This is a genomic window from Mycolicibacterium mageritense (assembly GCF_010727475.1).
GTDB lineage: Bacteria > Actinomycetota > Actinomycetes > Mycobacteriales > Mycobacteriaceae > Mycobacterium > Mycobacterium mageritense.
Map to the genome: position 1 here is coordinate 1,880,969 of NZ_AP022567.1, position 25,873 is coordinate 1,906,841.

A 25,873-nucleotide genomic window follows, 5' to 3' on the forward strand; every position below is an offset into this window, starting at 1 on the left:
CTCATCGCACAATGCTACCCAGCCGCCACTGCTCGACATGTCCGCTGGGCTCCTCAGTCGGCCTCGGCCGGGTCCAGCAATTTCATGTGCGTCGCCTTCCGCGGCCGGAGGTAGCAGGCGTAGTACAGCAGCGATACCACGACGATGACGGCCGCGGTGAGCTGGTCTTTTCGGGTCTGCTCGACGAGTACGACGATAGCCAGCGCGATCGCCGACACCGGCGCGACCGGCCACAGCGGCATGCGATACGGACGGACCAGTTCAGGAAAGCGAACCCTGCTGACGGTCGCCGACAGCGCAACGAGAATCATCTCAAGGGCGATCACGGTCCCGATCACAGTCGCCATGGCCTCGACATCCATCGTCAAGATCAGGATGACGCCGGCGACTCCGATGACAAGCGTTGCCACCCAGGGTGTCTCGAACCGCGGGTGCACTCTTGCCAGCGCCCGGCTGACAGGCGCCGGCCACATCATGTCGCGCCCCGAGCTGTAGATCACCCGAGCGAAGTACGGGGTCAGCGCCATGACTCCGTTGACCACGGCCAGTGCGATACCGAGGCTGACGATCGTGTTGAACAGCTCGCCTCCGGTATCGGTGAGGAACTGCTGCCACGGTGTCGGTGACGTGGTGAATTCTGCGAGCGACCGGGCGCCCAGAAGGCCGCCGAGAACCGGGATGACACCGAACGATACGGCCACGGCCAGCGAGATGAACACCGAGCGGGCAATGTTGCGTCCGCCGCCGGATGTCTCCTCGGAGAACAGAAGTGCGCCTTGAAAACCGTTGTAAGTGAATGCCGCGACGGCCACCGCCGCCAGAAGTGCGCCCACGGCCAAGGACTGAGGTCCGTCGGGGCCGAACACGGTGGGCGTCAGTACCTCGGCCAGTGAATGCTGCGTCCTCGCGAAGCCCAGGGCGGTCACGAAGACTACGACCAGCAGTTCGACCGCGAGCAGCAGACCGACGAGCCGCGCACTCAACCGGACTCCGAGAATGGCGATCACGGTTCCGACGGCGATCACCGCCGCGCCGACCCAGCGTGCGTCCAGCGGTACGACGACGTTGAGATAGGTGGCGATGGTCAACGCGACCACCGCGGGTATCAAGAACGCGCACACCGGTCCGGTAAAGATCAGGGACACAAAGCCTGCCGCGTTCCCGAGTGTCCGGGACACGACGGAATAGTCTCCACCGGCGATCGGATAGGCGCTGCCAAGCTCCCCGTAACACGCTGCCATCGACAGGCCGAGAAAGCCCGCGACAACCAGGGCCCATACCGCACCGGTTCCTGCCATGTTCAGCAGGATCGGGGCGATCGCGAAGACGCCGACCGCCGGTGTGATCGCCGCGACGCACAACGCCACGTTCCCCCACAGGCCGAGGCTGCGGCTCAGTTCCTGTTCATAGCGTTCGGCTTTGGCTGCGGCCTCAGTTGTCGTCTTCGACGAGCGATCAGGCATAGCGCTGCCTCTCCCATTCCGTGACGGAGTTCTGCCATGCGTGCAGTTCCCATTCCCGGGTGTGCAGGTAGTGCGTGCAGAACTCGGTTCCGAGAACCTGGTCCAAACGCCCATCCCGCCTGCGGAATTCAATGATCGCGCCCTCGAGGCTCGTGGGCAGGACGCCGTCGTGCCGGTCGAGTTGGCCACGGTCAGGCACAGACCGGTCCAGCAAGCCGAGATGCACCGACGCTGCGATGGCTGCCAGGGTCAGGTACGGGTTGCAGTCTGCGCCGGGGCGCCTGAGTTCGAATCGGCTCGCTGCCGGACTCTTCAAGAGCGCGCGGAGCGCAAACGAACGGTCGTCGGGTCCGCAGGCCGCACTGACAGGTGCGAAGTAACCTGGGACGAGCCGCTTGTAGGAATTGATCGTGGGGTTGTAGATCAGGCTGAGCGCGGGCAGATGGACGAGCATTCCCCAGGCTGCGCGCCGGTAGAACTCGTCGTCCGGATCCTGCGCGGCCGAACTCAGCGCGTTGCCTCCGACTTCGTCCCACATCGAGAAGTGCACATGTGCACTCGAACCTTCCTCGTGGGCAACTGGTTTCGCCATGAAGTTGGCGGACAGCCCGTGACGGCGAGCGGCCTCCGTTGCGGCCAGCCGCAGCAGCGCCGCGGTGTCTGCGGCAGCCAGACCGTCCTGTGGGTCGACGTTGACCTCGATCAGCCCCGGTGCACCCTCGCTGTGCACCACGGACAGGCCAAGCTGCAGGTCGCCGGCATACCGCCGGAGCGTGCCGATGAACTCGGCAACGTGCGACAGTGTCAGTGGGCTGTAACTCAGGCCGGCGGTGGCCGGCTCCCACGTACCTTCTCGGAACAGCCTGAACTCGAATTCGAAGGCGGCCTTCAGTTTCAGTCCATGACTCGCGAGCGCGTCAAGGGCGTTGCGGAGAACCTGGCGCGGACTGGCGGCGCACGGCGCCCCGCTGGTCTCGTGGAGATCTCCCAGCAGGAGATACGCGGCCGGGAACCACGGCAACGGCCGAAGCGTGGTGAGATCGGGGCGCAGAAGCAGGTCTTTCGCACCGGCTTTGAGCCCCATGGTGGCGAGCGTGGTGATCGGCTCGTCAAGCGGATCGACCGCCAGCAGCAGGTCCGTTGTCGGAATACCCTTGGTGAGCGCCTGGCCAGAACTGATAATCCTGGGATCCACGAGCTTCCCACGAAGGTTGCCGTGAATGTCCGGGAACAGGGGCACTACTGAATGTGCGTCGGCTGGAAGGCCGTTCACGACGTCGGCACTCGCCGAGTCGGCATAGGTTGTGGACAAACTGTTTTCCTCCAGGTCGACGGGTTCAGGGCCGATCAAGCAATCGGCGGGGGTTTTCGACCATCATTTGGGTGATCGTGTCGTCACTGACGCCGTGTTCGTCACGCAGTAGCGGCAAGATGCGGCGGTGCAGATGGTCGTAGCCGTATCCGCCGTAGTTCTTGAGATTTGCCTTCGTCCACACATCACAGGCCAGCACGAGCTGGCCGGCGTGGCCTTCGTACAGCAGGGGTAGGAGGTGTTCGATTCGTTCGAGATCGGTGGGATCCTTGAACAATCCGCTGTAATAGAAGTCTGATCCGAATGTGTCGAATGCCATGGCCACTCCGGATTGCGCAACATCGGCGTGATAGCCCTTGTCGAGGTGTTCATCGAGATGCCCCATGATCACGCGGTCGGTCGACATACCTTGAGCAAGAAGTATTTTCAGGACATTGAGCGCTTCGGCGCCACGCGGCTCAAGATGGATGCTCACTGCTGCTCCGGTCTCCACCGCGGCAGTTCCCGCCGCGGCGATCACCTTCTTCTCCCGCTCGGTGACCGGCGAACTGGTGCCGATCTCACCGATGAGGGCTGCTTTGATGCCGGTCCCGTCCACGCCTTCGCGAAGCTCCGCGATCAACAGTTCGGCCAATTGATCCACGCTCCACTGTTCGACGTAGTCGGGGTGAGAATCATGGATGTAGAAGCCACATCCGCTCATGACGTGTACACCGGCGCGTTTGGAGATGGTCACGAGGTCTTCGATCCGGCGGCCGAGGCCGATGTTGGTGAGATCAACCAGCCCCGCATTCGGCACGGTCGCCAGATGATCGAGTTCTCGCACAGCCAAATCGACATCGTCGATCAGCAGATTGTCCTCGAGGCTGACTAGGTTCCAGTGCACGAAACCCAAGCTTTCGAGGCTGACCTCCGGCGGCTCCGGCACAGGTTCGCGTGCTGGTTCGTACCAGACACGGCCGTCGATCAGCAGGTGCTCGTGCATGCTTGTCTCGCCCAGTTCGGACGGTTTGATCGGCCCAAGGACTGTGTGGATCGGCATCGCAACATCCTTAAATGGAGTTTGGTGAGCGCCTTTTTATCAGACCGTTCGCAGCTTGGCAATACCCGGGCCTCCGCGGTGTGCCCATGCAGGGACGAAACATCCTGGCAATGAACGCGTTTTGAGCGAGCAGCGCCACATCTTGACGAGCCGCCGGCGCCAGGGTAGAAAATGGATCGTGTCGCAATCCAATCAATCCAACTCGTCACCACTCGCGGTCGGTACCGCGCGGGTGAAGCGCGGGATGGCTGAGATGCTCAAGGGCGGCGTGATCATGGACGTCGTCACGCCTGAGCAGGCCCGCATCGCCGAAGGGGCGGGTGCGGTGGCGGTGATGGCCCTGGAGCGGGTTCCTGCCGACATCCGCGCCCAGGGCGGGGTGTCGCGCATGAGCGATCCCGACATGATCGAGGGCATCATCGATGCGGTGACCATCCCGGTGATGGCCAAGGCCCGAATCGGGCATTTCGTCGAGGCGCAGATCCTGCAGAGCCTGGGCGTGGACTACATCGACGAGTCGGAGGTGCTGACCCCGGCCGACTACACCAACCACATCGACAAGTGGCGCTTCACGGTGCCGTTCGTGTGCGGCGCGACCAACCTGGGGGAGGCGCTGCGCCGGATCACCGAAGGCGCGGCGATGATCCGTTCCAAGGGTGAGGCCGGCACCGGCGACGTCTCCAATGCGACCACCCACATGCGCAAGATCGGTGGCGAGATCCGCCGGTTGACCTCGATGAGCGAGGACGAGCTCTACGTGGCGGCCAAGGAACTGCAGGCCCCGTATGACCTGGTGGTGGAGGTGGCGCGGGCCGGAAAGCTGCCCGTCACGCTGTTCACCGCCGGTGGTATCGCGACGCCCGCCGACGCGGCGATGATGATGCAGCTCGGCGCCGAGGGCGTGTTCGTCGGATCCGGGATCTTCAAGTCGGGCAACCCGGCCGAGCGGGCGGCAGCGATCGTCAAGGCCACCACGTTCTACGACGACGCCGACGTGCTGGCCAAGGTGTCCCGCGGCCTCGGCGAAGCCATGGTCGGCATTAACGTCGACGACATCCCCATCCCCCACCGACTCGCCCAACGCGGCTGGTAATGGGACTGAAACCCCAAGGAAAGGAACAGATTATGACGTTGGTCCAGAATCGGCACCCGCTCGAATCCGCCGCGCTCGACCACCTTTGGCTGCACAGCAATGACCTGGAATGGGATGAACTGATCCAGGGCGGACTGCGGGTGTTCGTCGAAGGCCGCGGCGCGACGTTGATCGACGTGCACGGCAAGGAATACATCGACGGTCTGGCCGGACTCTTCGTGGTCGCGGCCGGTCATGGCCGCACCGAGATCGGCGAAGCCATGGCCGAGCAGGCCCGCAAGATCGCCTACACCGCAGCGTCCAACGCAGCGAATCCGGCGGCAATCGCGCTGGCTGACAAGATCGCCTCCCTCACCCCCGGCGACCTCGACCGGGTGTTCCTGTGCTCGGGTGGGTCCGAAGCCGTGGAAAGTGCGATGAAGATCGCCAAGCAGGTGCAAGTGATGCGAGGATTCGGCAAGCGCTACAAGATCATTGCGCGTCGCGGCTCGTACCACGGCACCACGTTCGGTGCCGCGAGCCTCACCGGCAGCGCCAGTGAGAAGTACTTCGGACCGTTCATGGCCGGAGTAAGCAAAGTGCCGAACCCCAACCACTATCGCAACGATTTCGGGCTCGAGGGCGAGGCCGGCGACATCATGTGCGCACGTTACGTCGAGCAGGAGATCCTGATCCAAGGCCCCGAACATGTGGCCGCGGTGATCGGCGAACCGATCTCCGTCGCCAACGGCACTCATCTGCCCAGCCCCGTGTACTGGCAGATGCTGCGCGAAATCTGCGACCGCTACGGCGTTTTGCTCATCATGGACGAGGTCATCACCGGGTGGGGACGCACCGGCAAGGTGTTCGCCGCCGAGCACTATGGCGTGGTTCCCGACATCATGACGATGGCCAAAGGCCTTTCCAGTGGCTACGCACCTGTCGCAGCGGTGGCGGTGCGGTCGTCGATCTTCGACGATTTCCGCCCCGACGGCAACGCGCTGGGCCATCTGATCACGTTCGGCGGCCACGCTGTGGCAGCTGCCGCCGCGCTGAAGAACATCGAGATCCTAGAGCGCGAAAACCTGGTCGACCGTTCGGCGGAAATGGGCGACTACTTGTTCGAGTTGGCCCAGCAGTTGCGCAGCCATCCCACCGTCGGTGATGTCAGGGGCGGCAAGGGGCTGCTGTGCGCAATCGACTTCGTCAAGAGCAAGTCGACGCGAGAGGCGTGGGGCACGTCGCATCGCTTCATCAAGCATCTGGCCCTGCGGACCCAGGAAGAGGGGCTCGTGACGCGGGTATGGGACGTTCTGCACCTCGCGCCACCGTTCGTTCTGACCCGTGCCGAAGCCGAGCGCGCCATCGAGATCGTCGACCGCTGCCTCACCGAAGCAGAGGCCAAGTTCGCCGATGAGATCGGCTGATGTGACATGACGGCACCTGTCATCGGCGTCTGCACGGCGTTCGAAAACGCCAGCTGGGGCTTCTGGAGCCAGCAGGCGGTGATCATTCCCGCGACATACCTCGCCAAGATCCATGCCGCAGGCGGGATCCCACTCGGCCTGGTACCCGACACCCGGGCGATCGAGAAGCCCGGGACGATCGTCGACCGCATCGACGGCCTGCTGTTGATCGGTGGCGTCGATGTCGAGCCGTCCTCGTATGGCGCGACGGACACCGGCCGCACCGAGGCAACCGAACCATTGCGTGACGAATTCGAACTGGTGCTGGCACGGGAGGCGATGCGACGTGACATGCCGGTATTGGGCGTGTGCCGTGGCATGCAAATTCTCAACGTCGCGGCAGGCGGAACCTTGCATCAACACCTACTCGACGCCGGGTACGCCGAACACCGGCCGAGCCCGGGACGGCTCGATCACCAGACCTTCCACGAAGTAGAGGTGGATTGCGACACCCACGCGGCCAAGTTGTGCGGCAGCGGCATTCAGACCGTGAACTCACACCATCACCAGGGCGTGGACCGGCTCGGGCACGGTGCCGTGGTCACCGCACGATCGCTACCCGACCAGCTACCCGAAGCAATCGAATGGCCGGGCCATCGGTACGCGCTTGGCGTGCAATGGCATCCAGAGGTCGACGAATTGCAACACGCTCTCACCGATTTCATCAGCACCGCAGCACATGCCCTCGGAGGAAACCACTGACATGGCCGTCATCGACGTAATCGAGCCCGCGACCGAGAACGTTCTGGAATCGCTCGAGCAGATCACGCCCGCCGAGTTGGACGACGTGATCGCCCGCGCCGCCGTCGCACAGCGGCAATGGGCCGCGCAGGCACCGCAATTCCGTGCCGAGGTGCTGCTGTCCATCGCCGCCGCGATCGACCACAACCAGGAAGACCTGGCCCGACTCGAAGCGCGGAACGTGGGCATGCCGATCAGCGACGCGCGTGGCGCGGTGGCGGGGGTCGCGGCGACGTTCCGCTATTACGCGGCCGCCCCGGAACGCCTACTGGGACACACCATCCCGGTGGCGGGCGGCGTGGATATGACGTTCCGCGAGCCCATCGGTGTGGTCGGCCTCATCACTCCGTGGAACTACCCGCTGTCGATCGCCTCCTGGAAAGTGGCGCCCGCACTGGCCGCAGGCAATGCAGTCGTGCTGAAGCCCGCTGAGCTCACGCCCTTGACTTCGCTGAGGCTCGGCGAGCTCGCCGTCGAGGCGGGGCTGCCGGCGAACCTGCTCAATGTCGTCGTCGGACCGGGCCGCACCATAGGGAGCCAACTGGTCGAGCATCCCGGCGTCGGCAAGATCGCGTTCACCGGATCTACCAGTGTCGGCAAGGACATCGCACGGCGGGCCGCCGACGGCATCAAGCGCGTCACGCTCGAATTAGGTGGTAAGTCAGCGGCACTCGTCTTCGCCGACGCCGATCTCGACGCGGCGGCCGAGGGCCTCACCGGCGCCGTTTTCGGCAACTCGGGCCAGGACTGCTGCGCCAGATCCCGCGTGTTCGTCGAACGGCCTGCTCTGGAACTGTTCTTGGAGAAACTCGAGAAGGTTGTCGCCAACATCGTGGTCGGTGATCCTCTCGCGGACAGCACTCAGATGGGGCCGCTGATCTCCGCGGGACATGCGTTGAGTGTCCAGAGTTATGTCGATGACGCGCCTGTGCTGTTCCGCGGTTCGACTCCTCCCGGACCTGGCTACTGGTTTGCGCCCACTGTGCTCCACCCGATCGATGACGGTCATCGCTCCGCGCGTGAGGAAATCTTCGGACCGGTCGTCTCGGTACTTGTCTTCGACAGCGAGGACGAGGTGGTTGCCCGGGCCAATGACACCATCTACGGGTTGGCCGGCTCCATCTGGACCTCGAACGGCGCGCGGTCGTTGCGCGTTGCTCGCGCGGTGGCCGCGGGCGCACTGGCAGTGAATTCCTATACGTCCGTGCGGATCACCACACCGTTCGGCGGGTTCAAGCAGTCGGGTATGGGGCGTGAGCTCGGACCCGATGCGCTCGACGCCTACACCGAGGTCAAGAACGTCTTCTTCAACACCACGCCGTAGAACGGCAGCCAGCGATGGCAAACAGGTCGCCCTTCGATGAATTCGATTGGGAAATCCTCCGATACGTGGTCGATTGGGCGCCGTACGGTGGACCTCACGAGGAAGACATCCTGCCGCGATTCGGGATGGATGCGCAGCGGCTCAATACTCGATTCGTCGAACTGGTCACGGCGCTGTCCCACCACCACAGCATCGTGCTCACCGAGCGACAACAGCGCCTACTCGCCCGCGCCCGGGAGCTTGTCCCGTCCACAAGCTCGCGGACCCGCTCGCACACCAGAGGTATCGCCGGTTCGGCACGCAACGCAGGTGTCGCTTTCGGACTGTCACCGGACGACGGGCGATGGACCATGCGCCACGGGCTCTGGTTCTGGAAACAACAAGCGAAGCATCGAAGCTAGAAGAAAGGACTCGCCATGCCGCAGACGGTGCGTGGTGTGATTTCGCGGAGTAAGAAGCAGCCGGTCGAGTTGGTCGACATCGTCATTCCCGATCCGGGGCCCGGTGAAGTGGTGGTCGAGGTGATCGCGTGTGGGGTGTGCCATACCGATCTGACCTACCGCGAGGGTGGCATCAACGACGAGTTCCCGTTCCTGCTCGGGCATGAAGCCGCCGGCACGGTCGAATCGGTCGGCGAGGGCGTAACCCACGTCGAACCCGGTGATTTCGTGATCCTGAACTGGCGCGCGGTGTGCGGCGAATGCCGATCCTGCAAGCGCGGTCGCCCGCACCTGTGCTTCGACACGCACAACGCCAAGCAGAAGATGACGTTGACCGACGGCACCGAGCTGACCCCCGCGCTGGGGATCGGCGCGTTCGCCGACAAGACCCTGGTGCACGAAGGTCAATGCACCAAGGTCGACCCCGAGGCCGACCCGGCCGTCGCCGGACTGCTGGGCTGCGGCGTGATGGCAGGCATCGGGGCGGCGATCAACACCGGTGCGGTCGGCCGCGACGACACCGTCGCGGTCATCGGCTGCGGCGGCGTGGGTGACGCCGCCATCGCCGGCGCCGCGCTGGTGGGCGCCAAGAAGATCATCGCCGTCGATCTCAATGAGCGGAAATTGCTGCAGGCTCGTGAGTTTGGCGCCACCCACACGGTGAATGCGGCTGAGGCCGATGTGGTGAAGTCCATCCAGGATCTCACCGACGGCAACGGCGCCGATGTCGTGATCGACGCGGTGGGGCGGCCGGTGACCTACGAGCAGGCCTTCTACGCGCGTGATCTGGCCGGCACCGTGGTGCTCGTCGGTGTGCCCACCCCGGACATGACATTGGAGATGCCGCTCATCGACTTCTTCTCCCGCGGTGGATCGTTGAAGTCCTCGTGGTACGGCGACTGCCTGCCCGAACGTGACTTCCCCACCCTCATTTCGCTGTATCTGCAAGGCCGCCTACCCCTGGAGAAGTTCGTCTCCGAACGCATCGGCCTCGACCAGATCGAAGCGGCCTTCAAAAAGATGCACGGCGGCGAGGTGCTGCGCTCGGTGGCGGTCCTCAAGTGAGCTCGGCATCGAACATCGAACGGGCGGTAGCCCGCGGACACCGACGCGCACCGATGCCGAAAATTCGTCGCGCCCCTTAGGAGCCCCCATGTCGGTCAAACAGCCCTCGACGCCCGACGAACGCCGCGAAAACCACACAGCTTGGCCGTCGGCACCCACCGGTGACGCTCCGACTCTGAAGAAGAGTGCGATCGGGCTCAGAGAAAGCACAATCATCAGCATGGCCGGAGCGGCGCCCGGCCAGGTGGTCGCGGTCTCACTGGCACCGTTGATCGTGGCCAGCAGCTACGGTTTCATCCCATCCATCATCGTGGCCTCGATTGCGATGCTCTGCATCGCTGTGGCATTTCAGCGAATGAACCTGTGGGACCAGGACTGTGGTGGACCGTATTCATGGGTGGGACGCGCGGTCAGCCCGGGCGCCGGGTTCGGGGTCGGATGGATCTTGGTGGTGACCTTCGCCGTCTCGCTGATCATCAACTTCGTCAGCATCGGTCCCGCCGTGCTGGCGCTGCTCGGCCTCGACCCGTCCAGCCAGTGGGGAACAGTCGTCGCCGCAACTGTCCTCGGTGCATTCCTGACTGCCTTTGCGGTCATCGGCGTGCAGCTCACCGGAAGGCTCCAGCTCTCCCTGGCGATCGCCGAGTACGCGGTGTTGCTCCTGTTCGCGGCGATCGCCTTCTGGGCGCTGTTCGTCAACCACCGTCCCAATTCTGTTGAGCCGACCTGGGAGTGGCTCAGCCCGCAGGGCGTGGGCGGCGCCGGAGGCTTCGTGGCGACGATGCTTCTGGTGATCTTCATGATCGCGCAGTGGGACACGTCGATCTACCTGAGTGAGGAGACCGAACGAGCCGAGACCAACCCAGGTAAGGCCGTGATCATCGCGGTCATCGTGTTGGGGGTCATGTACACGCTTATCTGCTTTGCCTTCGCCACGGTTGCACCACCTGAGGCGATGGAGCAGCATTCGACCAATGCCGCAGTGTTCGTCGCTGAAGAGTTGACCGGCACCGGTTGGGCCAAGGCGATGGCGCTGGCGGTCGTGGCCTCGGTCCTGGCGGCAACCCAGGCCACGATCGTCGGCCTGGCCCGCATCATGCTGGCAATGGGACGCGACAGGGTCTTGCCATCGGTTTTCGGCAAGGTGCACCGTAGATTCCAGACGCCGGCCACCAGCACGCTGCTGATCGGCGGTCTGGGCATCGTGGCGACCTGGGTGTACATCCTCGCCTCCAGCGTTTCGCACACGCTGGATCTCCTGATCGCCACGATCGGGTTCCTGTTCGCCTGCTATTACGCGCTGACCGCGTTGGCGGCGGCTTGGGCCCTGCGCGATCGGGTCGTATCGAACTGGCGCGACGCGATTCTCGGCGGTCTCCTGCCGGTCATCGGCGCAGGCCTGCTCGGGTGGGTCGCCGTCACGTGCGCCATCGATTTCGACGGTGCGGAGTGGGCTGCGCTGGCGGTACTGGCTGCCCTCGGTGTGGTGATGTACCTGGTCGCCAAATACCGCTACCGCGCACCGATCCTGACGCAATGACGAGACTCGACGAGCGCGATTCATACCGCGCTCTATCCCGCGAGCAGACGTGGCGGTGCCCCGGCAAGCGCATTCCCGGGTACCGGCGCGTCTGCTCGCGCTGAAAAATCTCGTGCTCAGGAGTTGAGGTACGTCACGACGGCGAGCACGCGGCGATGGTGGGCCGCGGACGGCGGCAGGTCGAGCTTGGTGAAGATGCTGCCGACGTGTTTCTCGACGGCCCGTTCGGAGATCGAAAGATGTTCGGCCAGTGCGCTGTTGGAGTGTCCTTCGGCCATGAGCCCGAGCACCTCGCGCTCGCGGGCGGTCAGTCTGTCGAGCGTGCTCACACCGCGCCGGCTGCCCATGAGCTGACGTACGACCTCGGGATCGAGCGCGGTGCCACCCTCCGCGACGCGCCGCACTGCCGCGTCGAACTCGCCGATGTCGGCCACCCGATCCTTGAGCAGGTAGCCGACACCGGCCGGGTTTCCGGCCAATAGTTCTGCGGCGTAACGCGTCTCGACCCACTGTGAGAACACAAGCACGCCGACGTCGGGATGTGACCGCCGCAGGGACACGGCCGCGACGAGCCCTTCGTCGGTGAACGTCGGTGGCATGCGGATGTCGACGACGATCACCTCGGGCCGCAGCGTCTCGGCAATCTCCCGCAACTCCTCTGCGGTACCGACCTTGGCCACCACCTCGTGGCCACGTTCGACGAGCAGCTGCGTCAGCCCGTCGCGCAGGATTGCGTTGTCCTCGGCGATGGCCAGCCGAGTCATCGGTCGGCGCCCGACGGGACGACGACAGTCACCGTGGTGGGACCACCGGCCGGACTGACGATGTCGATGCTGCCGTCGACCATGCGCAGCCGGTCGGCCAGCCCGGTCAGGCCCGAGCCGTTGGCGGGATCGACACCCCCGGAACCGTTGTCCGACACGATGATCTGTAGCTCGTCGGTATCGCTGCGCAGCCGGACCGTGGCCTTGGTCGCCCCGGAGTGCCGGGACACATTGGCCAGCAACTCCGCGACACAGAAGTACGCGAGCGTCTCGACCCCGAGCGACGGGCGCACCGCAATGTCGTCGACCAGCTCGACAGGAATCGGGTTACGCGCCGCGAGCGTCTGCACCGCTGGGCCCAGGCCGAGATCCAAAGCGGGAGGCCGGATTCCGCGGACCAGGTCACGCAGCTCGGCCAGCGTCTCCCTGGTGTTGGCCAAAGCGTCGGAGACCAGAACGCGGGCCCCGTCGGTCTTGTCGGCGTCGGCCAGCTGCTCCTCGGCGCGTGCCAGCGTCATGGCCACGGTGATGAGCCGGGCCTGGGTGCCGTCGTGCAGATCGCGTTCCACCCGGCGCAGCGTCGCGGCCGAGTCGTCGACCACGTCGGCACGCGCCTTCTCGAGCTCGGCGACCCTGCGCTCCCGCGCGGGCGGGGCGAGCAGGGCCCGGGCCAGCCACACGTGTCCACGCCCGATCGCGATCATCAGCCAGCCCAGCAGGTACAACGCGACCACTCCCGCGACCGACAACAGCAGATAGGCGCCGAGAGAATCGACGGGCTCGCCGATGCTGACGACGGATTCGCCGGTGATCGCCCAGATCGCGGGTGACGCCACCAGGCTCACCGACATCACGACCCCGACCAGCACGAGGTATCCGACAGGCGTCATCACGACGCTCTGCAAGAGGAGAAACCCCAGGCTGCGCCAGCCGACTGCGTCGGTCAGCGCGGCCGCCACGATCTGTGGCAGGCCACGCGGCCGGATGAACGGCGCGGGCGCCTCGATGGTGACGCCGACGAGCCGCGCCAGCGATCGGTACAGCTTGTTCCACTGGCGGCCCGTCATCACCACGAGTGCCAGCAGCGGTATGCCGATCAGTGTCACGAGCAGCACACCCGACGCGAAGCCGGTCGCGAACAGGTAGGCGACGCCGACCACGGCGAGAACGCTGATCAGCAAGAAGTACAGATATGCGCGCCAGGCCAGCGCGGTCACTGGAGTACGCAGGGTCTGGCGCCAGTCATCGGAGGTCGAGGTCGGGGCGATCGCGGTCGTGGTCACGTCACCATGGTCGCCGGACGCGGCGGTGTCGTGCGATGGTGGTGCCCGGCCAATCCGGGGTGTGGCTGGCCACACCGGCACTCACGGGCAGGGTTCAGTCGTCGAGCTCGCGCAGCAACGCCCGGGTGCGGGCCCTGGTCTCGGCGGATGCGTCGAACACCACGCCGACGTACTCGTCGACCCCGACCTTGCCGAGTGCGCGGATACGTTCGGCCACCTCGGCTTCGTCGCCGATGATCGCGGCGTCCTCGGGCCCTGCGTAGCCTTCACGGTCGAGCATGGCCCGATACGACGGCAGGTGGCCGTACATCGCGAACTGCTTGGCGGCCTGCGCGCGGGCACCGTCGACGTCGTCGGTGACGCTGACCGGGAGCGCGGCGACGACGCGAACCGGCCGGCCCTCGGCAGCCCCGCGCAGCGTCGGGACCACGTGTTCGGCAAGCGTGGTGGGGCCGGTCATCCAGGTGACGGTCCCGGAGGAGCGGCGCCCCGCCAGCTTCAGCAACTGTGGGCCCAACGCGGCGATGTAGATGTCGGGTGCCGGCGCGCCGGGAATCTGGAGGGATCCGCGCGTCGTGACGGTCTCCCCCGACGCGTCGGCCGGCTCACCGGCCAGCAGCGGCTGCAGGCCGTCAAGGTATTCACGCAGCCGTCGTACGGGCTTGTCCCACGGAATGCCCCACATGCCCTCGGTGACCGCCGCATGGGTCATGCCGAGGCCGAGGATGAACCGGCCGTTGCCGATCAAGTTGAGGGTCAGCGCACGCTGCGCCAGCAGCATGGGGTGCTGATTCTGGATCGGGATCACGCCGGTGCCGACCTCGATACCGTCGACTTCGCGGAAGGCGACCGCCAGCACTGTCAGCAGGTCCGGCTCGTACGGCATCTGGGTCATCCACACGCGCCGGAAACCCTCGTCACGCAGCTGCGCGAGGTTCTCCACGGTGGCATCGACGGGCGAACGACCGCCGGTGTCGCTGAGGGAGCCGAGGACGCTGATCTGCATGCGTCAAAGCTAGGCGCTTCGGCACAAAAAAGGGCGGGTTCGGGAGGACATTGGGGGCGTCTCCATTAATCTCGCGCCGCCGGTTTTTCACCCCTTAAACCGACTCTTCGGATCAGTCACTCCCGAACCCGTCGTACGGTCGACTGTACGCCTCGAGTACCCCTCAGACCAGAGGAAATTCGACCGAAATTCACCCGAAATTTGAAGGTGGCCCCGTGTTGCCGTCGGGTCGGGGGGTCAGACGGCAACACGGAGCTACCCGTGTATCGACGCCTTGGGACCAGCCGTTACAACTTGCCGAAAAAAACTTTTCGGATGTTTTTTCAGGCCTCGAGAATCGCCGCTACGCCCTGCCCGCCAGCTGCGCAGATGGAGATCAGACCGCGCACGGGCCGGCCGGTCTCCTTCTTCTTCTGCGCCAGCTGCTTGGCGAGCTGCGCCACGATCCGGCCGCCGGTGGCCGCGAACGGGTGACCCGCCGCGAGCGACGATCCGTTGACGTTGAGCTTGGCGCGGTCGATGCTGCCGAGCGCGGAGTCCAGGCCCAGGCGCTCCTTGCAGTACTCGTCGGACTCCCAGGCCGCCAGCGTGGCCAGCACCACCGACGCGAACGCCTCGTGGATCTCGTAGAAGTCGAAGTCCTGCAGCGTCAGGTCATTGCGGGCGAGCAGCCGCGGCACCGCATAGGTGGGCGCCATCAGCAGGCCGTCGGGGCCGTTGACGTAGTCGACCGCAGCGGTCTCACCGTCGACGAAGTACGCCAGCGGTTCGTGTCCGTGGGCCTGCGCCCAGTCCTCACTGGCCAGCAGCGCCACCGAGGCGCCGTCGGTCAGCGGGGTCGAGTTGCCCGCGGTCATGGTCGCGTCACCGGCCTTGACGCCGAACACCGGCTTGAGCTTGGCCAGCTTCTCCGGCGTCGAATCCGCACGCAGGTTGTTGTCCCGGTAGAGGCCGAGGAACGGCGTGACCAGATCGTCGAAGAAGCCGCTGTCGTAGGCCGCGGCCATGTTGCGGTGGCTCGCGGCGGCCAGTTCGTCCTGGTCGACGCGCTTGATGCCCATTTCCTTGGCGGTGACCGCGGCGTGTTCGCCCATCGACTTGCCGGTCCGCGGCTCGCTGTTGACGGGGATCTCGACGCCGACGGCAGCCGGCAGCTTGCCGACGAGCTTGAGCCGGTCGAGGTTGGACTTGGCGCGGCGCAGGCCGAGCAGCACGTGGCGCAGGTCGTCACCGAACGCGATCGGCGCGTCCGACGCGGTGTCCACACCACCGGTTGCGGCCGACTCGTACTGGCCCAGCGCGATGCTGTTGGCGCCCGCGATGGTGGCCTGCAGGCCCGTGCCGCACGCCTGCTGGATGTCGAAGGCAGGCGTGTACGGCGACAACGCGCTGCCCAGCACGCATTCGCGCATGAGGTTGAAGTCCCGGCTGTGCTTGAGCACCGCCCCGCCGATCACCGCGCCGAGTCGCTCCCCGGCCAGGCCGAACCGGTCGATCAGACCGTCCAGGGCTGCGGTGAACATGTCCTGGTTGGAGGCGTTGGCGTAGGCACCGTCAGACCGTGCGAACGGAATCCTGTTGCCGCCCAATACGGCAACGCGCCGCCGAGTTGTGTTGTTGGCCATCTGTTTGCCTCCCACTGTCGGGTTGTCCGGGGCCATATTACCCACTGTTCTTACTCTGGAGTAAGTTCGGTGTAGACAACGCAGTACTGCGAAGCGAAAGGCAGCTGAAGTGGCCGACCTGTTATCCCAAGTGGTCAATTCCGGGCCGGGCTCGTTCCTGGCGAAACAGCTCGGTGTGCCGCAGCCCGAGACGCTGCGTCGCTACCGTCCGGGCGATCCGCCGCTGGCCGGATCCCTGCTGATCGGAGGCTCCGGACGCGTCGTCGAGCCCCTGCGCGCCGCGCTGGCCGACGACTACGACGTGGTCTCCAACAACATCGGCGGCCGGTGGGCCGACTCGTTCGGCGGCGTGGTGCTCGACGCCACCGGTATCACCGAACCCACGGGCCTCAAAGAGCTGTACAAGTTCTTCACGCCGCTGCTGCGCAATCTCGCGCCGTGCGCCCGCGTCGTGGTGGTCGGCACCACGCCGGACCAGGCGGCCGGCGTGCACGAGCAGATCGTGCAACGCTCGCTTGAAGGCTTCACCCGGTCGCTGGGCAAGGAGCTGCGCCGCGGGGCCACCGTCTCCCTGGTGTACCTGGCTGCCGACGCCAAGCCCGGCGCGACCGGCCTGGAGTCCACCATGCGGTTCATCCTGTCGGCCAAGTCCGCGTATGTGGACGGTCAGGTGTACCGGGTGGGCGCGGCCGATTCCACCCCGCCTGCCGACTGGGACAAGCCGCTCGCAGGCAAGGTCGCCGTGGTGACCGGTGCGGCTCGCGGCATCGGCGCGACCATCGCCGAGGTGTTCGCGCGGGACGGCGCGGCCGTCGTGGCCGTCGACGTCGAACAGGCCGCGGAGGATCTGCAGAAGGTGGCCGAGAAGGTCGGTGGGACCGCGCTGACGCTCGACGTCACGGCCGACGACGCGGTCGACAAGATCACCGCGCACGTCGCCGAGCACCATGGCGGCAAGGTCGACGTGCTGGTCAACAACGCAGGCATCACGCGCGACAAGCTGTTGGCCAACATGGACGAGGCCCGCTGGGATTCCGTCATCGCAGTCAATCTGCTGGCCCCGCAGCGCCTCACCGAGGGGTTGGTGGCCAACGGCACCATCGGTGAAGGCGGCCGGGTGATCGGCCTTTCGTCGATGGCGGGTATCGCGGGCAACCGCGGCCAGACCAACTACGCCACCACCAAGGCCGGAATGATCGGGCTCACCGAGGCGCTGGCCCCGGTGCTGGCCGAGAAGGGCATCACCATCAACGCCGTGGCGCCCGGCTTCATCGAGACCAAGATGACCGAGGCGATCCCGCTGGCGACCCGCGAGGTGGGCCGCCGGCTCAACTCGCTGTTCCAGGGCGGGCAACCGGTCGACGTGGCCGAGCTCATCGCCTACTTCGCCAGCCCGGCGTCGAATGCCGTGACCGGCAACACGATCCGCGTCTGCGGCCAGGCCATGTTGGGGGCGTGACGGCGTGAACAACATGCTGCGGGCCGTCGTGGGGGCCTTGCCGTTCATCCCGCGCGACGACACCCTGCCTGCTCGCACCATCACGGTCGACGACGTCAAGATCGACCCGACCAACGTCGCCGAGTACGCACAGGTGACCGGGTTGCGGTTCGGTGACACGTTGCCGCTGACCTATCCGTTCGCGCTGACGTTCCCGACCGTGATGTCGCTGGTGACGGGATTCGACTTCCCGTTCGCGGCAATGGGTTCGGTGCACATCGAGAACCACATCACGCAGTACCGGCCGATCGCGGTGACCGACACGGTCGGTGTGGCGGTGCATGCCGAGAACCTTCGTGAGCATCGCCGCGGTCTCCTCGTGGACATCGTGACCGACGTGAAGGTCGGCAACGAGCCGGCCTGGCACCAGGTGACCACGTTTTTGCACCAGCAGCGCACGAGCCTGTCCGGCGAGCCGAAACCCGAGCCGCAGAAGCAGCCCAAGCTTCCGCCGCCCAACGCGGTGCTGAGCATCTCGGCAGGGCAGATCCGGCGTTACGCGTCGGTGGGCGGCGACCTCAACCCCATCCACACCAATCCGATCGCCGCCAAGCTGTTCGGCTTCCCGACCGTGATCGCGCACGGAATGTTCAGTGCCGCAGCGGTCCTGGCCAACATCGAAGGGCAGCTGCCGGACGCGGTGAGGTACTCGGTGCGGTTCGCCAAGCCGGTGGTGCTGCCGGCCAAGGCCGGGCTGTACGTCGAACGCGACGCCGACGGCTGGGAGCTGACGCTGCGTCACCTGTCCAAGGGCTACCCGCACCTGACCGCTGAGATTCGGCCGCCAAAGTGAACAAGATGGCGAGATTCGTCGAGAATCTCGCCATCTTCTTCACATTCGGCGGCGTACGCTCAAGGTGGCAGCAGCTGGATCGAGGGCCGGCCAGGGCCCGCACCACCGGCGATGACGCGGGCCTGCACGCCGTAGACAGTCGAGATCAGTTCGGGCGTCAACACTTCCGCGGGCGAGCCCGCGGCGATAACGCGCCCGCCGGCGAGCACGACGAGCCGGTCGCAGAACAGCGCGGCGAGGGTCAGGTCGTGCAGCGTCACCACCGATGTCACGGGCAGCTCACGAATCAGCGCGAGCAGCTCGAACTGGTGCCGGATGTCGAGGTGGTTGGTGGGCTCGTCGAGCAGCAACTCACGCGGCTCCTGGGCGAGCGCGCGGGCGATCTGGACGCGCTGCTGCTCGCCACCGGAGAGCGTCCGCCAATCCCGGTGCCGCATGGTCGCTGTGCCGGTCTGGTCGAGCGCACGCTCGACCGCCCGGTCATCGGCCTCGGTGACGCCGGACCAGACGCCGCGGTGCGGGATCCTGCCGAGCCGCACGATCTGCTCGACCGTGAGCTCGATGTCGGTGCTGACCTGTTGCTCGACCACCGCGATGCGTTGCGCGACGTCGCGGCGGCGGTGCTGGGCCAGCGATCTCCCGTTGAGCAGCACGGCCCCACCGGTCGGACGCCGCAACCCCGCCAGCAGTCGCAGCAGCGATGACTTGCCCGCGCCGTTGGGGCCGAGCAACCCCAGGGTCTCCCCCTCGTGCACCAGCAGCGAAACCCCGTCGACGACAAGGGCTCCGCCTACCGACCAACTGACCGTGTCGGCGGCGATCGGGCCCGGTTGCCGTTCCAGCATCAGGTGTACCGCTTCCGCCGCGCGAGAATCAGCACGAATATCGGAACGCCGACGAGCGCGGTGACCACGCCGACCGGCAGTTCCTGGGGCGCAAACAGTGTGCGCGCCACGGTGTCGACCCAGACCAGGAAGATCGCACCTGTCAACGCGGTGACGAGCAGAAGCCTGCGGTGGGTCGGGCCCACGATGAGGCGCGCGGCGTGCGGCAACACGAGGCCGACGAATCCGATTGCGCCCGCGGCACTCACCAGCACCGCGGTCAGCAACGCCGTCGTCACCATCAGCAAAACCCGCACCCTCGTGACAGCGACACCGAGCGAGGCCGCGGCGTCATGACCGAATGCGAATGCGTCCAAGGCATCCGACTGCATCCAGCAGATCACCAAGCCGGCCGCGCAGACCACGCCACACAGCGCCACCTGATTCCAGTTCGCGCCGCCCAGGGAGCCGAGCAACCAGAACAGCACCCCCCGCGTCTGCTGGGCGTCGGCCGACGAGAACACCACGAAAGCCGTCATCGCCGAAAACAGTTGCGTGCCTGCGACTCCCGCCAGCACCACACGATCCTGGCCGCCGCCCGACGCGGTCGCGAGGATCAGCACCAGGACGAACGCGATCAGTGCTCCCACGAAGGCACCGGCCGACAGGCTCAGCGCGCCACCGACTCCGGTCACCACGACCAGCACGGCACCCGTGGAGGCACCCGACGAGATGCCGAGCATGAACGGGTCGGCGAGCGGATTGCGCATCAACGACTGCAGAATGGCGCCGCAGATCGCGAGGCCCGCACCGCAGATCGCGGCCAGCACGGCACGGGGCAACCGCAGTTCCCAGACAATGCCGTCGTCGATGGGCGTGACGATGGTGCCGCCGCCCCACATGCGCTGGGCGATCACGGCGTACACGTCACCGACACCCAGGTCCGCGGGCCCGATGATGATCGCCGCCGCGATCGACACCAGCAGGGCCCCAAGGCCGACGGGGATGAGCAGTGTCATCCCGGTGTTCTGCAGTGTTCGCGGTGCGGTCACTTCACGCCGAGCACGACGTAGTCGTCGAGCAGCTGCCACACCGTGCCGACTCCGGTGAAGCCGGCCTGCGCGAGGGCCGCGAGGTGAAAGTCCACCGCGGTGGGCGGTGGAGCGGGCCGGTCGGCGAACCGGGCGTCACGAAGCGCAGCCAGGGAGGCCGCACCGGGTTGTGCCCGCGCCGTGTCCCACCACGCTTCCCAGGTCGGCGCACCGGCCGTGTGGGCGCGCCGCTGCGTTTCGTCGTCATGCGCGGCCGCCAGGCGCCGTAGTACCGGGTTTCGGCCGTCGAAGCGGAAATGGTCACCGTTGAGCAGGATTCCGCCCTCACCGAGCAGTGCGGCTGCCCCGGCGTATACCCGCACCAGTGCATCGGGCGTGAGCCAGTGCAGGGCCGTGGTCGAGATGAACGCGTCGGGTGTGCGGCCCCCGAGCGCGTCGGCCACGAGTTCGGGCCAGCTCTCGTCGGCGAGATCGGCGTCCAGGGTCGTGAACCGGTCCCCGTGCACGGGTCGCAGTGCTCGAGTCGCGATGTCGAGCAGCAGCGGGTCGTGATCGACGGCGAGCACTGTGGCCTGCGGCAGGGCGTCGAGCGCGCGTGTGCTCAAAGAGCCTGGCCCACAAGCGAGGTCGACTACGAGCGGCGCATCACCGCACGCCAACCGCAACACCTCGACCATGATGCGGAACCGCGCTTCGCGGTCGGCGATGTATGCGGCCTGTTGGCCGTCCCAGGACGTGAGCAGCGTGGCGGGATCGACGGCGCTCATTTGTCCGCCAGCCCGAAGGAGCGCAGGCCGGATGCGACGGTCTCGACCGCGTCGACGTTACGCAGTGACGGGTCCATCGCGGTGCCCGGTAGCACGATCCACCGGCGTTCCCGCACCGCCGTCAACCGTTGTGCGGCCGGGTCGGATTCGAGGAAGCGGATCTTGGCGGCCACGCTGTCCCCGTCGTCGCCACGTGTCAGATCGGCCAGGACCAGCACATCGGGGTCGCGTTCCAGGATGGCCTCCCACGAGATCTCGGGCCACAGTTGCCGACTGTCGGCGAACGCGTTGCGGGCCCCGACCGCGTTGGTGATGATGCCGGGCGCACCGCAGCAGCCCGCGATGTAGGGCGCCTTGGTGCCCGCATACCACCACATCAACGTGACGTCGTCGGCCTTGAGACCGTCGGCCGCGGTGGACATCCGCGTCCGCAGCGACGAGACCAGCTGCTCCCCGCGGTCTTCGACGCCGAATATCTTGGCGACATCCCCGATCTCGGCGTACATGTCGTCGAGGGTGAGGGGACGCTGCTGGGCGGCGTCCTGGCCACCGCATTCGCTCGAGGATTGGTAGGTCGGCACGCCCAGGCGCTCGAACCGGTCCCGCGGAGCGACGCCCTCGTCGGTGAACGACCAGTCGAACGTCGCGTACACGAAGTCGGGCTTTTCCTTGAGCACCCGTTCGAAGGACGGAAAATCCCGGCTCAGCACGGGCACCTTGGCGTTCTCGGCGGCGAGCTCGGGCCTGACTTCGTCGCTCCAGGACGCGCTGCCGACCATCCGGTCGGCCAGCCCTAGGGTCAGCAACAGTTCGGTGGCCGGCTGATTGATCGACACCGCGCGTTGCGGTGGTGATTTCACGGTCACCGCACGCCCGCAGTTCTCCAAGGTGACGGGATACCCGGGAGGTCCGGCAGTGGTGGCCGTGTCGGCCGGCGAACTGCACCCGGTGATCAGCGACACAGTAAGTGCGACAAGGGTTATGGTGCGGGTTCCGTTATGCAGGGCGACGCCTTTCGATCCTGGACCCAATCGCGGAGTCCGTCCGATGGTCGGACCTCACGCCACACGGCGGCAGCGAGGCCCGAGCCAGCAGGTCTTCGGACTCGGGATCATCCAGCCGGAGCGCCTTCCCAGCCCCGTGATGGGACCAGTGGCCGTTGCTCCGCCTGTCCTCCACACCGCTGCGCGTCAGCTCCGGATTCGCACCGGATTCCCTGACCCAACCTGATTGGGTTCGACTGGCTCGAACGGACCATACCAGCGCGGCAGGCAGCAATGGCGTCATCACCCGCTTAATGATAATGGTTTTCATTAAGCACCTTGTCGGCGCCCCTGCTCACTCTGCCCCTAGAGTCATTCGATGACTACCGCCAAGGTGCCCCCGGTCCGAGCAGCCCGCGCCGCCGAACGTCTGCGCCATCTGCTGCGCCGGCTGCATCAGCGCAGCGCACCACCCGCCGCGGTGATGCTGGAGATGATCCTCAATGCCTGGGTGGCGCAAGGGATTACCGTCGCAGCCCAACTCGGTGTGGCCGACGCGCTCGCGGGCGGCCCGCTGCGGGCCGAAGAACTTGCCCGCCGCGTGAACGCCGACGCCGACGCGACCGACAGGTTGATGCGGGCCCTGGTGAGCGAGGGGATCTTCCGCCGGACCCGCGACGGGCGGTATGCCCTCAATCCGCTGGGCGACGCGCTGCGTTCCGATGCACCGGTATCGGTGGCCGGGATGGCCCGCTTCGTCGGATCCCCGCAGCACCGCGAACACTGGAGCCACCTGGGCGATGCGGTCCGCAGCGGCGAGGCCGTTATCCCCCGATTGCGCGGCATGGGGGCGTTCGAGTACATCGCATCCGAGCCGGACCTGGGCGAGATCTTCAACGACGCGATGACGAGCGTGTCGGAGCTGGCGATCGCGCCCGTCGTGGCGGCGTACGACTTCACACCGTTCGCCACGATCGCCGATGTCGGTGGTGGCCACGGCCGGCTGCTGTCCGCCATCCTCGATGCCGCGCCTGCGGCCCGCGGGGTGCTCTACGACCTGCAGCAGGTCGTCGACGGGGCACCAGAGTTGTTGGGCAAGTACGGAACCGCCGACCGCGTCGAGATCGTCGCCGGATCGTTCTTCGACCGAGTGCCCGCCGGCGCCGATGCGTACGTGCTGAAGAACATCATCCACGACTGGCCGGATGAGCAGGCCTTGACCATCCTGCGCAACATCCGAACGGCCGCGACGCCCGGGACCACGCTGCTGCTGATCGAGGCCGTCATCCCCGATCACAATCGGGAGTTCCTGGGCAAGTGGACCGATCTCGAGATGCTCGTCGGCATCGCGGCCCGCGAGCGCACCGAAGCCGAGTACCGCTCGCTTTACGAGCAGGCCGGGTTCCGGCTCACGCGCGTGGTGCCGACCGCGTCACCGTTCAGCCTCGTGGAGGGCCGCGCCGTCTAGCGCGTCACTCGGCCTTCTGCGCCGTCAGCGCGGACTCACCGTGTGCCGCATCCGACGGCTTGCCCCGCAGCCCGCGCCAGAACAGGTTGATCATCAGCTCGGTCGCCTCGTCCACATCGGCGTCGCCCGAGCTGACCCGGGTGGCGATCGCCTCACCTGCCCCCACGAGCGCAACCGCCATCATCTCGAAGTCACTGTCCGGCGCGGGGTTACGCGTGCCGGTGCTCAGCAGCCGGGCCACCAGGTCGATGATCTTCTCCCGGCCTTCCCGCACGGTGTGCGCGAACGCCTGCGAACTCGTGGCCTGGGTGTAGAGCACCATCCACGACGCGCGGTTGGCGTCGATGTAGGTGAGGAACGCCAGCACCGCGTTGCGCAGCAGATCCTTGGGGCTCTGGGTGAAATCGATCTGCCCGCGGACGACGTCGACGAACCGCGTCAGTTCGCGGTTGAGGCACGCGCCGAACAGTTCCTCTTTGGACCCGTAATAGAGGTACAGCATCGGCTTGGAGATCTCGGCTTCGGCCGCGATGGCGTCCATCGACGTCTCGTGATAGCCGTTGACCGAGAAGATCTGCACCGCGGCGTCGAGCATCTGTTGTTCGCGGACGGCACGCGGCAGCCGCTTGGTTCCACCTGCCATCCGACCAGGGTAACTGTCATGGCAGAAGCTCAGCGCGCCGTTGCTCCTCCCACAACGCCATGCGGGTCCGTGCCGGCTCTCCGATCGCGTCCATGACCAACGGGATGAGCAGTTCGGTCAGCAGAAATCCGGCCGCCATGCTCTGGTACGTGGTACCGACCGTGCTCGAGGCGGCCAGCACGACTTCGGCGTCCGGTGCCACCGGGCAGCTCAGATCGTCGGTGATGAGCAGGACGGTCGCGCCCGCGCGGTGCACGCGTTGCGCCAGCTCGGCTGCGCTGCGCTGATACCTGTGATAGTCGAACAGCACCACGACGTCATGGCGTGACAGTTCGAGCAGCGCACCTAAATCCCCGCCCGTCGGGTCGCCCAGCACCCGGGTGCCCGGGCGCAGTTGTTCCAGGTGGGCGGCCAGGTGCATCGCCAGCAGGTGCGAGAAGCGACCACCGTGCAGATACACCGTGCGACCGACGTCCGCCAACAGCGCCACCGCGGCTTCCAGCGCGGGTTCCGTAAGCAGCGCCAACGTCTGCGCCGCGCGCTCGTTCTGCGCGCGCGCCTGCTGCAACAACCGGTCGAGCAGACTGCCTGCCGCCGGCGCATCGGGCAACCTGGTGATCGGCCCACTCGATCGCGCGGACAACTCGGCGCGCAACGCGACCTGCAGATCGGCGAATCCGTCGTAGCCGAGGGACTGCGCGAACCGTAGCACGGTCGGGGGGCTCACCTCGGCACGTTCGGCGAGCCTGGCGGCGCTGGCCAACCCGGCGCTCGGATAGTCGCCGAGCAACGCTCGCCCTACCCGCCGCTCAGCCTTGCTGAGCGTGGGCAGTGCGGCGGTGGCCCTGGCCTCCACCGTCGAGATCTTCGCCACCGGCTCGTCCTCTGACACGGTTCTCAATCTGCCATGACAGGCACCGAATTCATCGACAGGTCGGCCATCGAGATCGCGGTGACGCTCTCGGGCGGCAACGCCTGCCAGTCCAGATCACCGAATCCGGTGGAGCCGATCACCACTGCGCTGTCACTGGGCCGGGCCCACCGCAGCGCAAAGTAGTCCTCGAGATGCTCGGTGGGCAGATCGGCGGCGGTGATCTCCTCGATGTCCTCGGCGGGCAGTTGACTGCGCGCGTGCGCGTGTACGGCGATCAGTTGGCCTTCGCCGAGCACCAGTGCATTGAGGCACGCCTCCGGATACAGGGCCCGTAGCTGGGCCACCGCCCGACGGACCGCCTCGGCCAGATCAGGTGCGGTCCGGCGATGTTGCCGGATCACGCCGAAGTAGCGCTCGCTGTCGGTGGTCCCACGCAGGGCGGCGGCAGTCGCCGGTTCGATGAGCTCGTCGAGCGGGCCGGTCGGTTTGATGGATCCGTTGTGCGCCATGGCAACACCGTCGGCGACGAATGGGTGCGAGTTCTGCGGTTGCACGGCCAGGCCGTTGGTTGCCCAGCGCAAGTGGACCATACCGGCGGTCAACGGCCGGCTCTCGACTGCCGCCGCGAAGGCCGGGTCGTCGAGTGCGCTGCCCGCCGAGACCTCAACCCGTGGGGCGCCACCGGTCTCGTCGACATGAGCCATGCCCCAACCGTCGCCGTGCACCTTGGTGAGCGCCACGAAATCCTTCAACACGTGCCCACCGACGGCGTCCGAGACCGAGATCGGCGCAGTCGACACGACTCCCAGCAAGCGACACATGGCTCCA

The 25,873-nt window shown here is 66.4% G+C and carries 24 protein-coding genes and 1 riboswitch; of the genes, 9 read left to right on the top strand and 15 right to left on the bottom strand.

Features of this window, described 5'->3' with window-relative positions; all coding sequences use genetic code 11:
* Nucleotides 1-53 precede the first annotated feature (53 nt).
* From G6N67_RS09055 to G6N67_RS09065, 3 genes are all read right to left on the bottom strand, one after another.
* The gene (locus tag G6N67_RS09055; RefSeq protein ID WP_036432776.1) at nucleotides 54-1,463 is read right to left on the bottom strand and encodes an APC family permease; all 1,410 of its coding nucleotides are present in this window, start codon (nucleotides 1,461-1,463) and stop codon (nucleotides 54-56) included.
* Nucleotides 1,456-2,658, bottom strand: coding sequence for a type I glutamate--ammonia ligase (locus G6N67_RS09060; RefSeq protein ID WP_235684115.1), 1,203 nt, complete (start codon nucleotides 2,656-2,658; stop codon nucleotides 1,456-1,458). The genes G6N67_RS09055 and G6N67_RS09060 overlap by 8 nt, the downstream gene beginning before the upstream one ends.
* Before the next feature lie 142 nt (nucleotides 2,659-2,800).
* Nucleotides 2,801-3,817 (bottom strand): phosphotriesterase family protein, encoded by a 1,017-nt coding sequence (locus tag G6N67_RS09065; protein WP_036432774.1) that lies wholly within the window; start codon nucleotides 3,815-3,817, stop codon nucleotides 2,801-2,803.
* Nucleotides 3,818-3,995: 178 nt separating this feature from the next.
* Here G6N67_RS09065 and pdxS point away from each other — a divergent pair, with 178 nt between their 5' ends.
* From pdxS to G6N67_RS09085, 4 genes are read left to right on the top strand one after another with little or no spacing between them, the layout of a single operon-like run.
* A complete protein-coding gene (gene pdxS, locus G6N67_RS09070) occupies nucleotides 3,996-4,910 on the top strand; it encodes a pyridoxal 5'-phosphate synthase lyase subunit PdxS (RefSeq protein ID WP_036432772.1) in 915 nt (304 codons plus the stop codon).
* 32 nt (nucleotides 4,911-4,942) lie between these two features.
* Nucleotides 4,943-6,316 carry an aminotransferase family protein gene (locus G6N67_RS09075; RefSeq protein WP_036432771.1) on the top strand — a complete coding sequence of 458 codons (1,374 nt, stop codon included), beginning with the start codon at nucleotides 4,943-4,945 and terminating at the stop codon, nucleotides 6,314-6,316.
* 6 nt (nucleotides 6,317-6,322) lie between these two features.
* A complete protein-coding gene (locus tag G6N67_RS09080; RefSeq protein ID WP_036432769.1) occupies nucleotides 6,323-7,057 on the top strand; it encodes a gamma-glutamyl-gamma-aminobutyrate hydrolase family protein in 735 nt (244 codons plus the stop codon).
* Nucleotide 7,058: 1 nt separating this feature from the next.
* Nucleotides 7,059-8,420 (top strand): aldehyde dehydrogenase family protein, encoded by a 1,362-nt coding sequence (locus G6N67_RS09085; RefSeq protein WP_036432767.1) that lies wholly within the window; start codon nucleotides 7,059-7,061, stop codon nucleotides 8,418-8,420.
* Here G6N67_RS09085 and G6N67_RS09090 read toward each other — a convergent pair.
* On the bottom strand, nucleotides 8,378-8,632 hold the full coding sequence (locus tag G6N67_RS09090) for a hypothetical protein (protein ID WP_131524677.1): 255 nt from the start codon (nucleotides 8,630-8,632) through the stop codon (nucleotides 8,378-8,380). The genes G6N67_RS09085 and G6N67_RS09090 overlap by 43 nt on opposite strands.
* 204 nt (nucleotides 8,633-8,836) lie before the next feature.
* Between G6N67_RS09090 and G6N67_RS09095 the strand changes: the two genes are divergently transcribed.
* Together G6N67_RS09095 and G6N67_RS09100 are read left to right on the top strand one after the other, a co-directional pair.
* Nucleotides 8,837-9,925 (top strand): S-(hydroxymethyl)mycothiol dehydrogenase, encoded by a 1,089-nt coding sequence (locus G6N67_RS09095; protein ID WP_036432763.1) that lies wholly within the window; start codon nucleotides 8,837-8,839, stop codon nucleotides 9,923-9,925.
* 220 nt (nucleotides 9,926-10,145) lie between these two features.
* Entirely contained in the window at nucleotides 10,146-11,465 is a 1,320-nt protein-coding gene (locus tag G6N67_RS09100) for an APC family permease (RefSeq protein ID WP_163642155.1), read from the top strand.
* A 116-nt stretch (nucleotides 11,466-11,581) separates the two neighbouring features.
* On the opposite strand, the gene G6N67_RS09105 is transcribed toward G6N67_RS09100, so the two are convergent.
* The 4 genes from G6N67_RS09105 to G6N67_RS09120 all read right to left on the bottom strand — a co-directional run bounded on the left by G6N67_RS09105 (nucleotide 11,582) and on the right by G6N67_RS09120 (nucleotide 16,143).
* Entirely contained in the window at nucleotides 11,582-12,229 is a 648-nt protein-coding gene (locus tag G6N67_RS09105; RefSeq protein ID WP_036432759.1) for a LuxR C-terminal-related transcriptional regulator, read from the bottom strand.
* Nucleotides 12,226-13,512, bottom strand: coding sequence for a sensor histidine kinase (locus tag G6N67_RS09110; protein WP_230021313.1), 1,287 nt, complete (start codon nucleotides 13,510-13,512; stop codon nucleotides 12,226-12,228). The genes G6N67_RS09105 and G6N67_RS09110 overlap by 4 nt, the downstream gene beginning before the upstream one ends.
* 94 nt (nucleotides 13,513-13,606) lie before the next feature.
* A complete protein-coding gene (locus tag G6N67_RS09115) occupies nucleotides 13,607-14,518 on the bottom strand; it encodes a TIGR03564 family F420-dependent LLM class oxidoreductase (RefSeq protein ID WP_036432757.1) in 912 nt (303 codons plus the stop codon).
* Nucleotides 14,519-14,841: 323 nt separating this feature from the next.
* Nucleotides 14,842-16,143, bottom strand: a complete 1,302-nt coding sequence (locus G6N67_RS09120) for an acetyl-CoA C-acetyltransferase (protein WP_036435545.1) — start codon at nucleotides 16,141-16,143, stop codon at nucleotides 14,842-14,844.
* A gap of 109 nt (nucleotides 16,144-16,252) precedes the next feature.
* Between G6N67_RS09120 and G6N67_RS09125 the strand changes: the two genes are divergently transcribed.
* Together G6N67_RS09125 and G6N67_RS09130 are read left to right on the top strand one after the other, a co-directional pair.
* The gene (locus G6N67_RS09125) at nucleotides 16,253-17,602 is read left to right on the top strand and encodes a 3-oxoacyl-ACP reductase (protein ID WP_036432755.1); all 1,350 of its coding nucleotides are present in this window, start codon (nucleotides 16,253-16,255) and stop codon (nucleotides 17,600-17,602) included.
* A 13-nt stretch (nucleotides 17,603-17,615) separates the two neighbouring features.
* A complete protein-coding gene (locus G6N67_RS09130) occupies nucleotides 17,616-18,434 on the top strand; it encodes a MaoC/PaaZ C-terminal domain-containing protein (RefSeq protein WP_051578921.1) in 819 nt (272 codons plus the stop codon).
* A 59-nt stretch (nucleotides 18,435-18,493) separates the two neighbouring features.
* Here G6N67_RS09130 and G6N67_RS09135 read toward each other — a convergent pair whose 3' ends face one another.
* The 4 genes from G6N67_RS09135 to G6N67_RS09150 are packed head-to-tail and all read right to left on the bottom strand — an operon-like array spanning nucleotide 18,494 to nucleotide 22,081.
* Nucleotides 18,494-19,279, bottom strand: coding sequence for an ABC transporter ATP-binding protein (locus G6N67_RS09135; protein WP_036432752.1), 786 nt, complete (start codon nucleotides 19,277-19,279; stop codon nucleotides 18,494-18,496).
* Entirely contained in the window at nucleotides 19,279-20,277 is a 999-nt protein-coding gene (locus G6N67_RS09140; protein WP_051578920.1) for a FecCD family ABC transporter permease, read from the bottom strand. The genes G6N67_RS09135 and G6N67_RS09140 overlap by 1 nt, the downstream gene beginning before the upstream one ends.
* A 29-nt stretch (nucleotides 20,278-20,306) precedes the next feature.
* Nucleotides 20,307-21,077 (bottom strand): class I SAM-dependent methyltransferase, encoded by a 771-nt coding sequence (locus G6N67_RS09145; RefSeq protein WP_036432750.1) that lies wholly within the window; start codon nucleotides 21,075-21,077, stop codon nucleotides 20,307-20,309.
* Nucleotides 21,074-22,081 (bottom strand): ABC transporter substrate-binding protein, encoded by a 1,008-nt coding sequence (locus G6N67_RS09150; protein WP_036435542.1) that lies wholly within the window; start codon nucleotides 22,079-22,081, stop codon nucleotides 21,074-21,076. The genes G6N67_RS09145 and G6N67_RS09150 overlap by 4 nt, the downstream gene beginning before the upstream one ends.
* A 69-nt stretch (nucleotides 22,082-22,150) precedes the next feature.
* A riboswitch (cobalamin riboswitch) is annotated at nucleotides 22,151-22,337 on the bottom strand.
* A gap of 102 nt (nucleotides 22,338-22,439) precedes the next feature.
* Here G6N67_RS09150 and G6N67_RS09155 point away from each other — a divergent pair.
* Nucleotides 22,440-23,528 (top strand): methyltransferase, encoded by a 1,089-nt coding sequence (locus G6N67_RS09155; protein ID WP_036432748.1) that lies wholly within the window; start codon nucleotides 22,440-22,442, stop codon nucleotides 23,526-23,528.
* 4 nt (nucleotides 23,529-23,532) lie between these two features.
* Here G6N67_RS09155 and G6N67_RS09160 read toward each other — a convergent pair whose 3' ends face one another.
* From G6N67_RS09160 to G6N67_RS09170, 3 genes are read right to left on the bottom strand one after another with little or no spacing between them, the layout of a single operon-like run.
* Nucleotides 23,533-24,171 carry a TetR/AcrR family transcriptional regulator gene (locus G6N67_RS09160; protein ID WP_036432746.1) on the bottom strand — a complete coding sequence of 213 codons (639 nt, stop codon included), beginning with the start codon at nucleotides 24,169-24,171 and terminating at the stop codon, nucleotides 23,533-23,535.
* A gap of 16 nt (nucleotides 24,172-24,187) precedes the next feature.
* Nucleotides 24,188-25,063: a MurR/RpiR family transcriptional regulator gene (locus G6N67_RS09165; protein WP_230021314.1), complete on the bottom strand. Its 876-nt coding sequence runs from the start codon at nucleotides 25,061-25,063 to the stop codon at nucleotides 24,188-24,190.
* Nucleotides 25,064-25,068: 5 nt separating this feature from the next.
* A complete protein-coding gene (locus G6N67_RS09170) occupies nucleotides 25,069-25,866 on the bottom strand; it encodes a class II glutamine amidotransferase (protein WP_036432744.1) in 798 nt (265 codons plus the stop codon).
* Between the last annotated feature and the right edge of the window lie 7 nt (nucleotides 25,867-25,873).

Excerpts from the sequence above, each read along its gene's own strand:
- G6N67_RS09055 (WP_036432776.1), bottom strand. The coding sequence starts at position 1,463 with ATGCCTGATCGCTCGTCGAAGACGACAACTGAGGCCGCAGCCAAAGCC.
- G6N67_RS09065 (WP_036432774.1), bottom strand. The coding sequence starts at position 3,817 with ATGCCGATCCACACAGTCCTTGGGCCGATCAAACCGTCCGAACTGGGC.
- G6N67_RS09075 (WP_036432771.1), top strand. The coding sequence starts at position 4,943 with ATGACGTTGGTCCAGAATCGGCACCCGCTCGAATCCGCCGCGCTCGAC.
- G6N67_RS09080 (WP_036432769.1), top strand. The coding sequence starts at position 6,323 with ATGACGGCACCTGTCATCGGCGTCTGCACGGCGTTCGAAAACGCCAGC.
- G6N67_RS09085 (WP_036432767.1), top strand. The coding sequence starts at position 7,059 with ATGGCCGTCATCGACGTAATCGAGCCCGCGACCGAGAACGTTCTGGAA.
- G6N67_RS09095 (WP_036432763.1), top strand. The coding sequence starts at position 8,837 with ATGCCGCAGACGGTGCGTGGTGTGATTTCGCGGAGTAAGAAGCAGCCG.
- G6N67_RS09100 (WP_163642155.1), top strand. The coding sequence starts at position 10,146 with ATGGCCGGAGCGGCGCCCGGCCAGGTGGTCGCGGTCTCACTGGCACCG.
- G6N67_RS09105 (WP_036432759.1), bottom strand. The coding sequence starts at position 12,229 with ATGACTCGGCTGGCCATCGCCGAGGACAACGCAATCCTGCGCGACGGG.
- G6N67_RS09115 (WP_036432757.1), bottom strand. The coding sequence starts at position 14,518 with ATGCAGATCAGCGTCCTCGGCTCCCTCAGCGACACCGGCGGTCGTTCG.
- G6N67_RS09120 (WP_036435545.1), bottom strand. The coding sequence starts at position 16,143 with ATGGCCAACAACACAACTCGGCGGCGCGTTGCCGTATTGGGCGGCAAC.
- G6N67_RS09130 (WP_051578921.1), top strand. The coding sequence starts at position 17,616 with ATGCTGCGGGCCGTCGTGGGGGCCTTGCCGTTCATCCCGCGCGACGAC.
- G6N67_RS09135 (WP_036432752.1), bottom strand. The coding sequence starts at position 19,279 with ATGCTGGAACGGCAACCGGGCCCGATCGCCGCCGACACGGTCAGTTGG.
- G6N67_RS09140 (WP_051578920.1), bottom strand. The coding sequence starts at position 20,277 with ATGACACTGCTCATCCCCGTCGGCCTTGGGGCCCTGCTGGTGTCGATC.
- G6N67_RS09145 (WP_036432750.1), bottom strand. The coding sequence starts at position 21,077 with ATGAGCGCCGTCGATCCCGCCACGCTGCTCACGTCCTGGGACGGCCAA.
- G6N67_RS09155 (WP_036432748.1), top strand. The coding sequence starts at position 22,440 with ATGACTACCGCCAAGGTGCCCCCGGTCCGAGCAGCCCGCGCCGCCGAA.
- G6N67_RS09160 (WP_036432746.1), bottom strand. The coding sequence starts at position 24,171 with ATGGCAGGTGGAACCAAGCGGCTGCCGCGTGCCGTCCGCGAACAACAG.
- G6N67_RS09170 (WP_036432744.1), bottom strand. The coding sequence starts at position 25,866 with ATGTGTCGCTTGCTGGGAGTCGTGTCGACTGCGCCGATCTCGGTCTCG.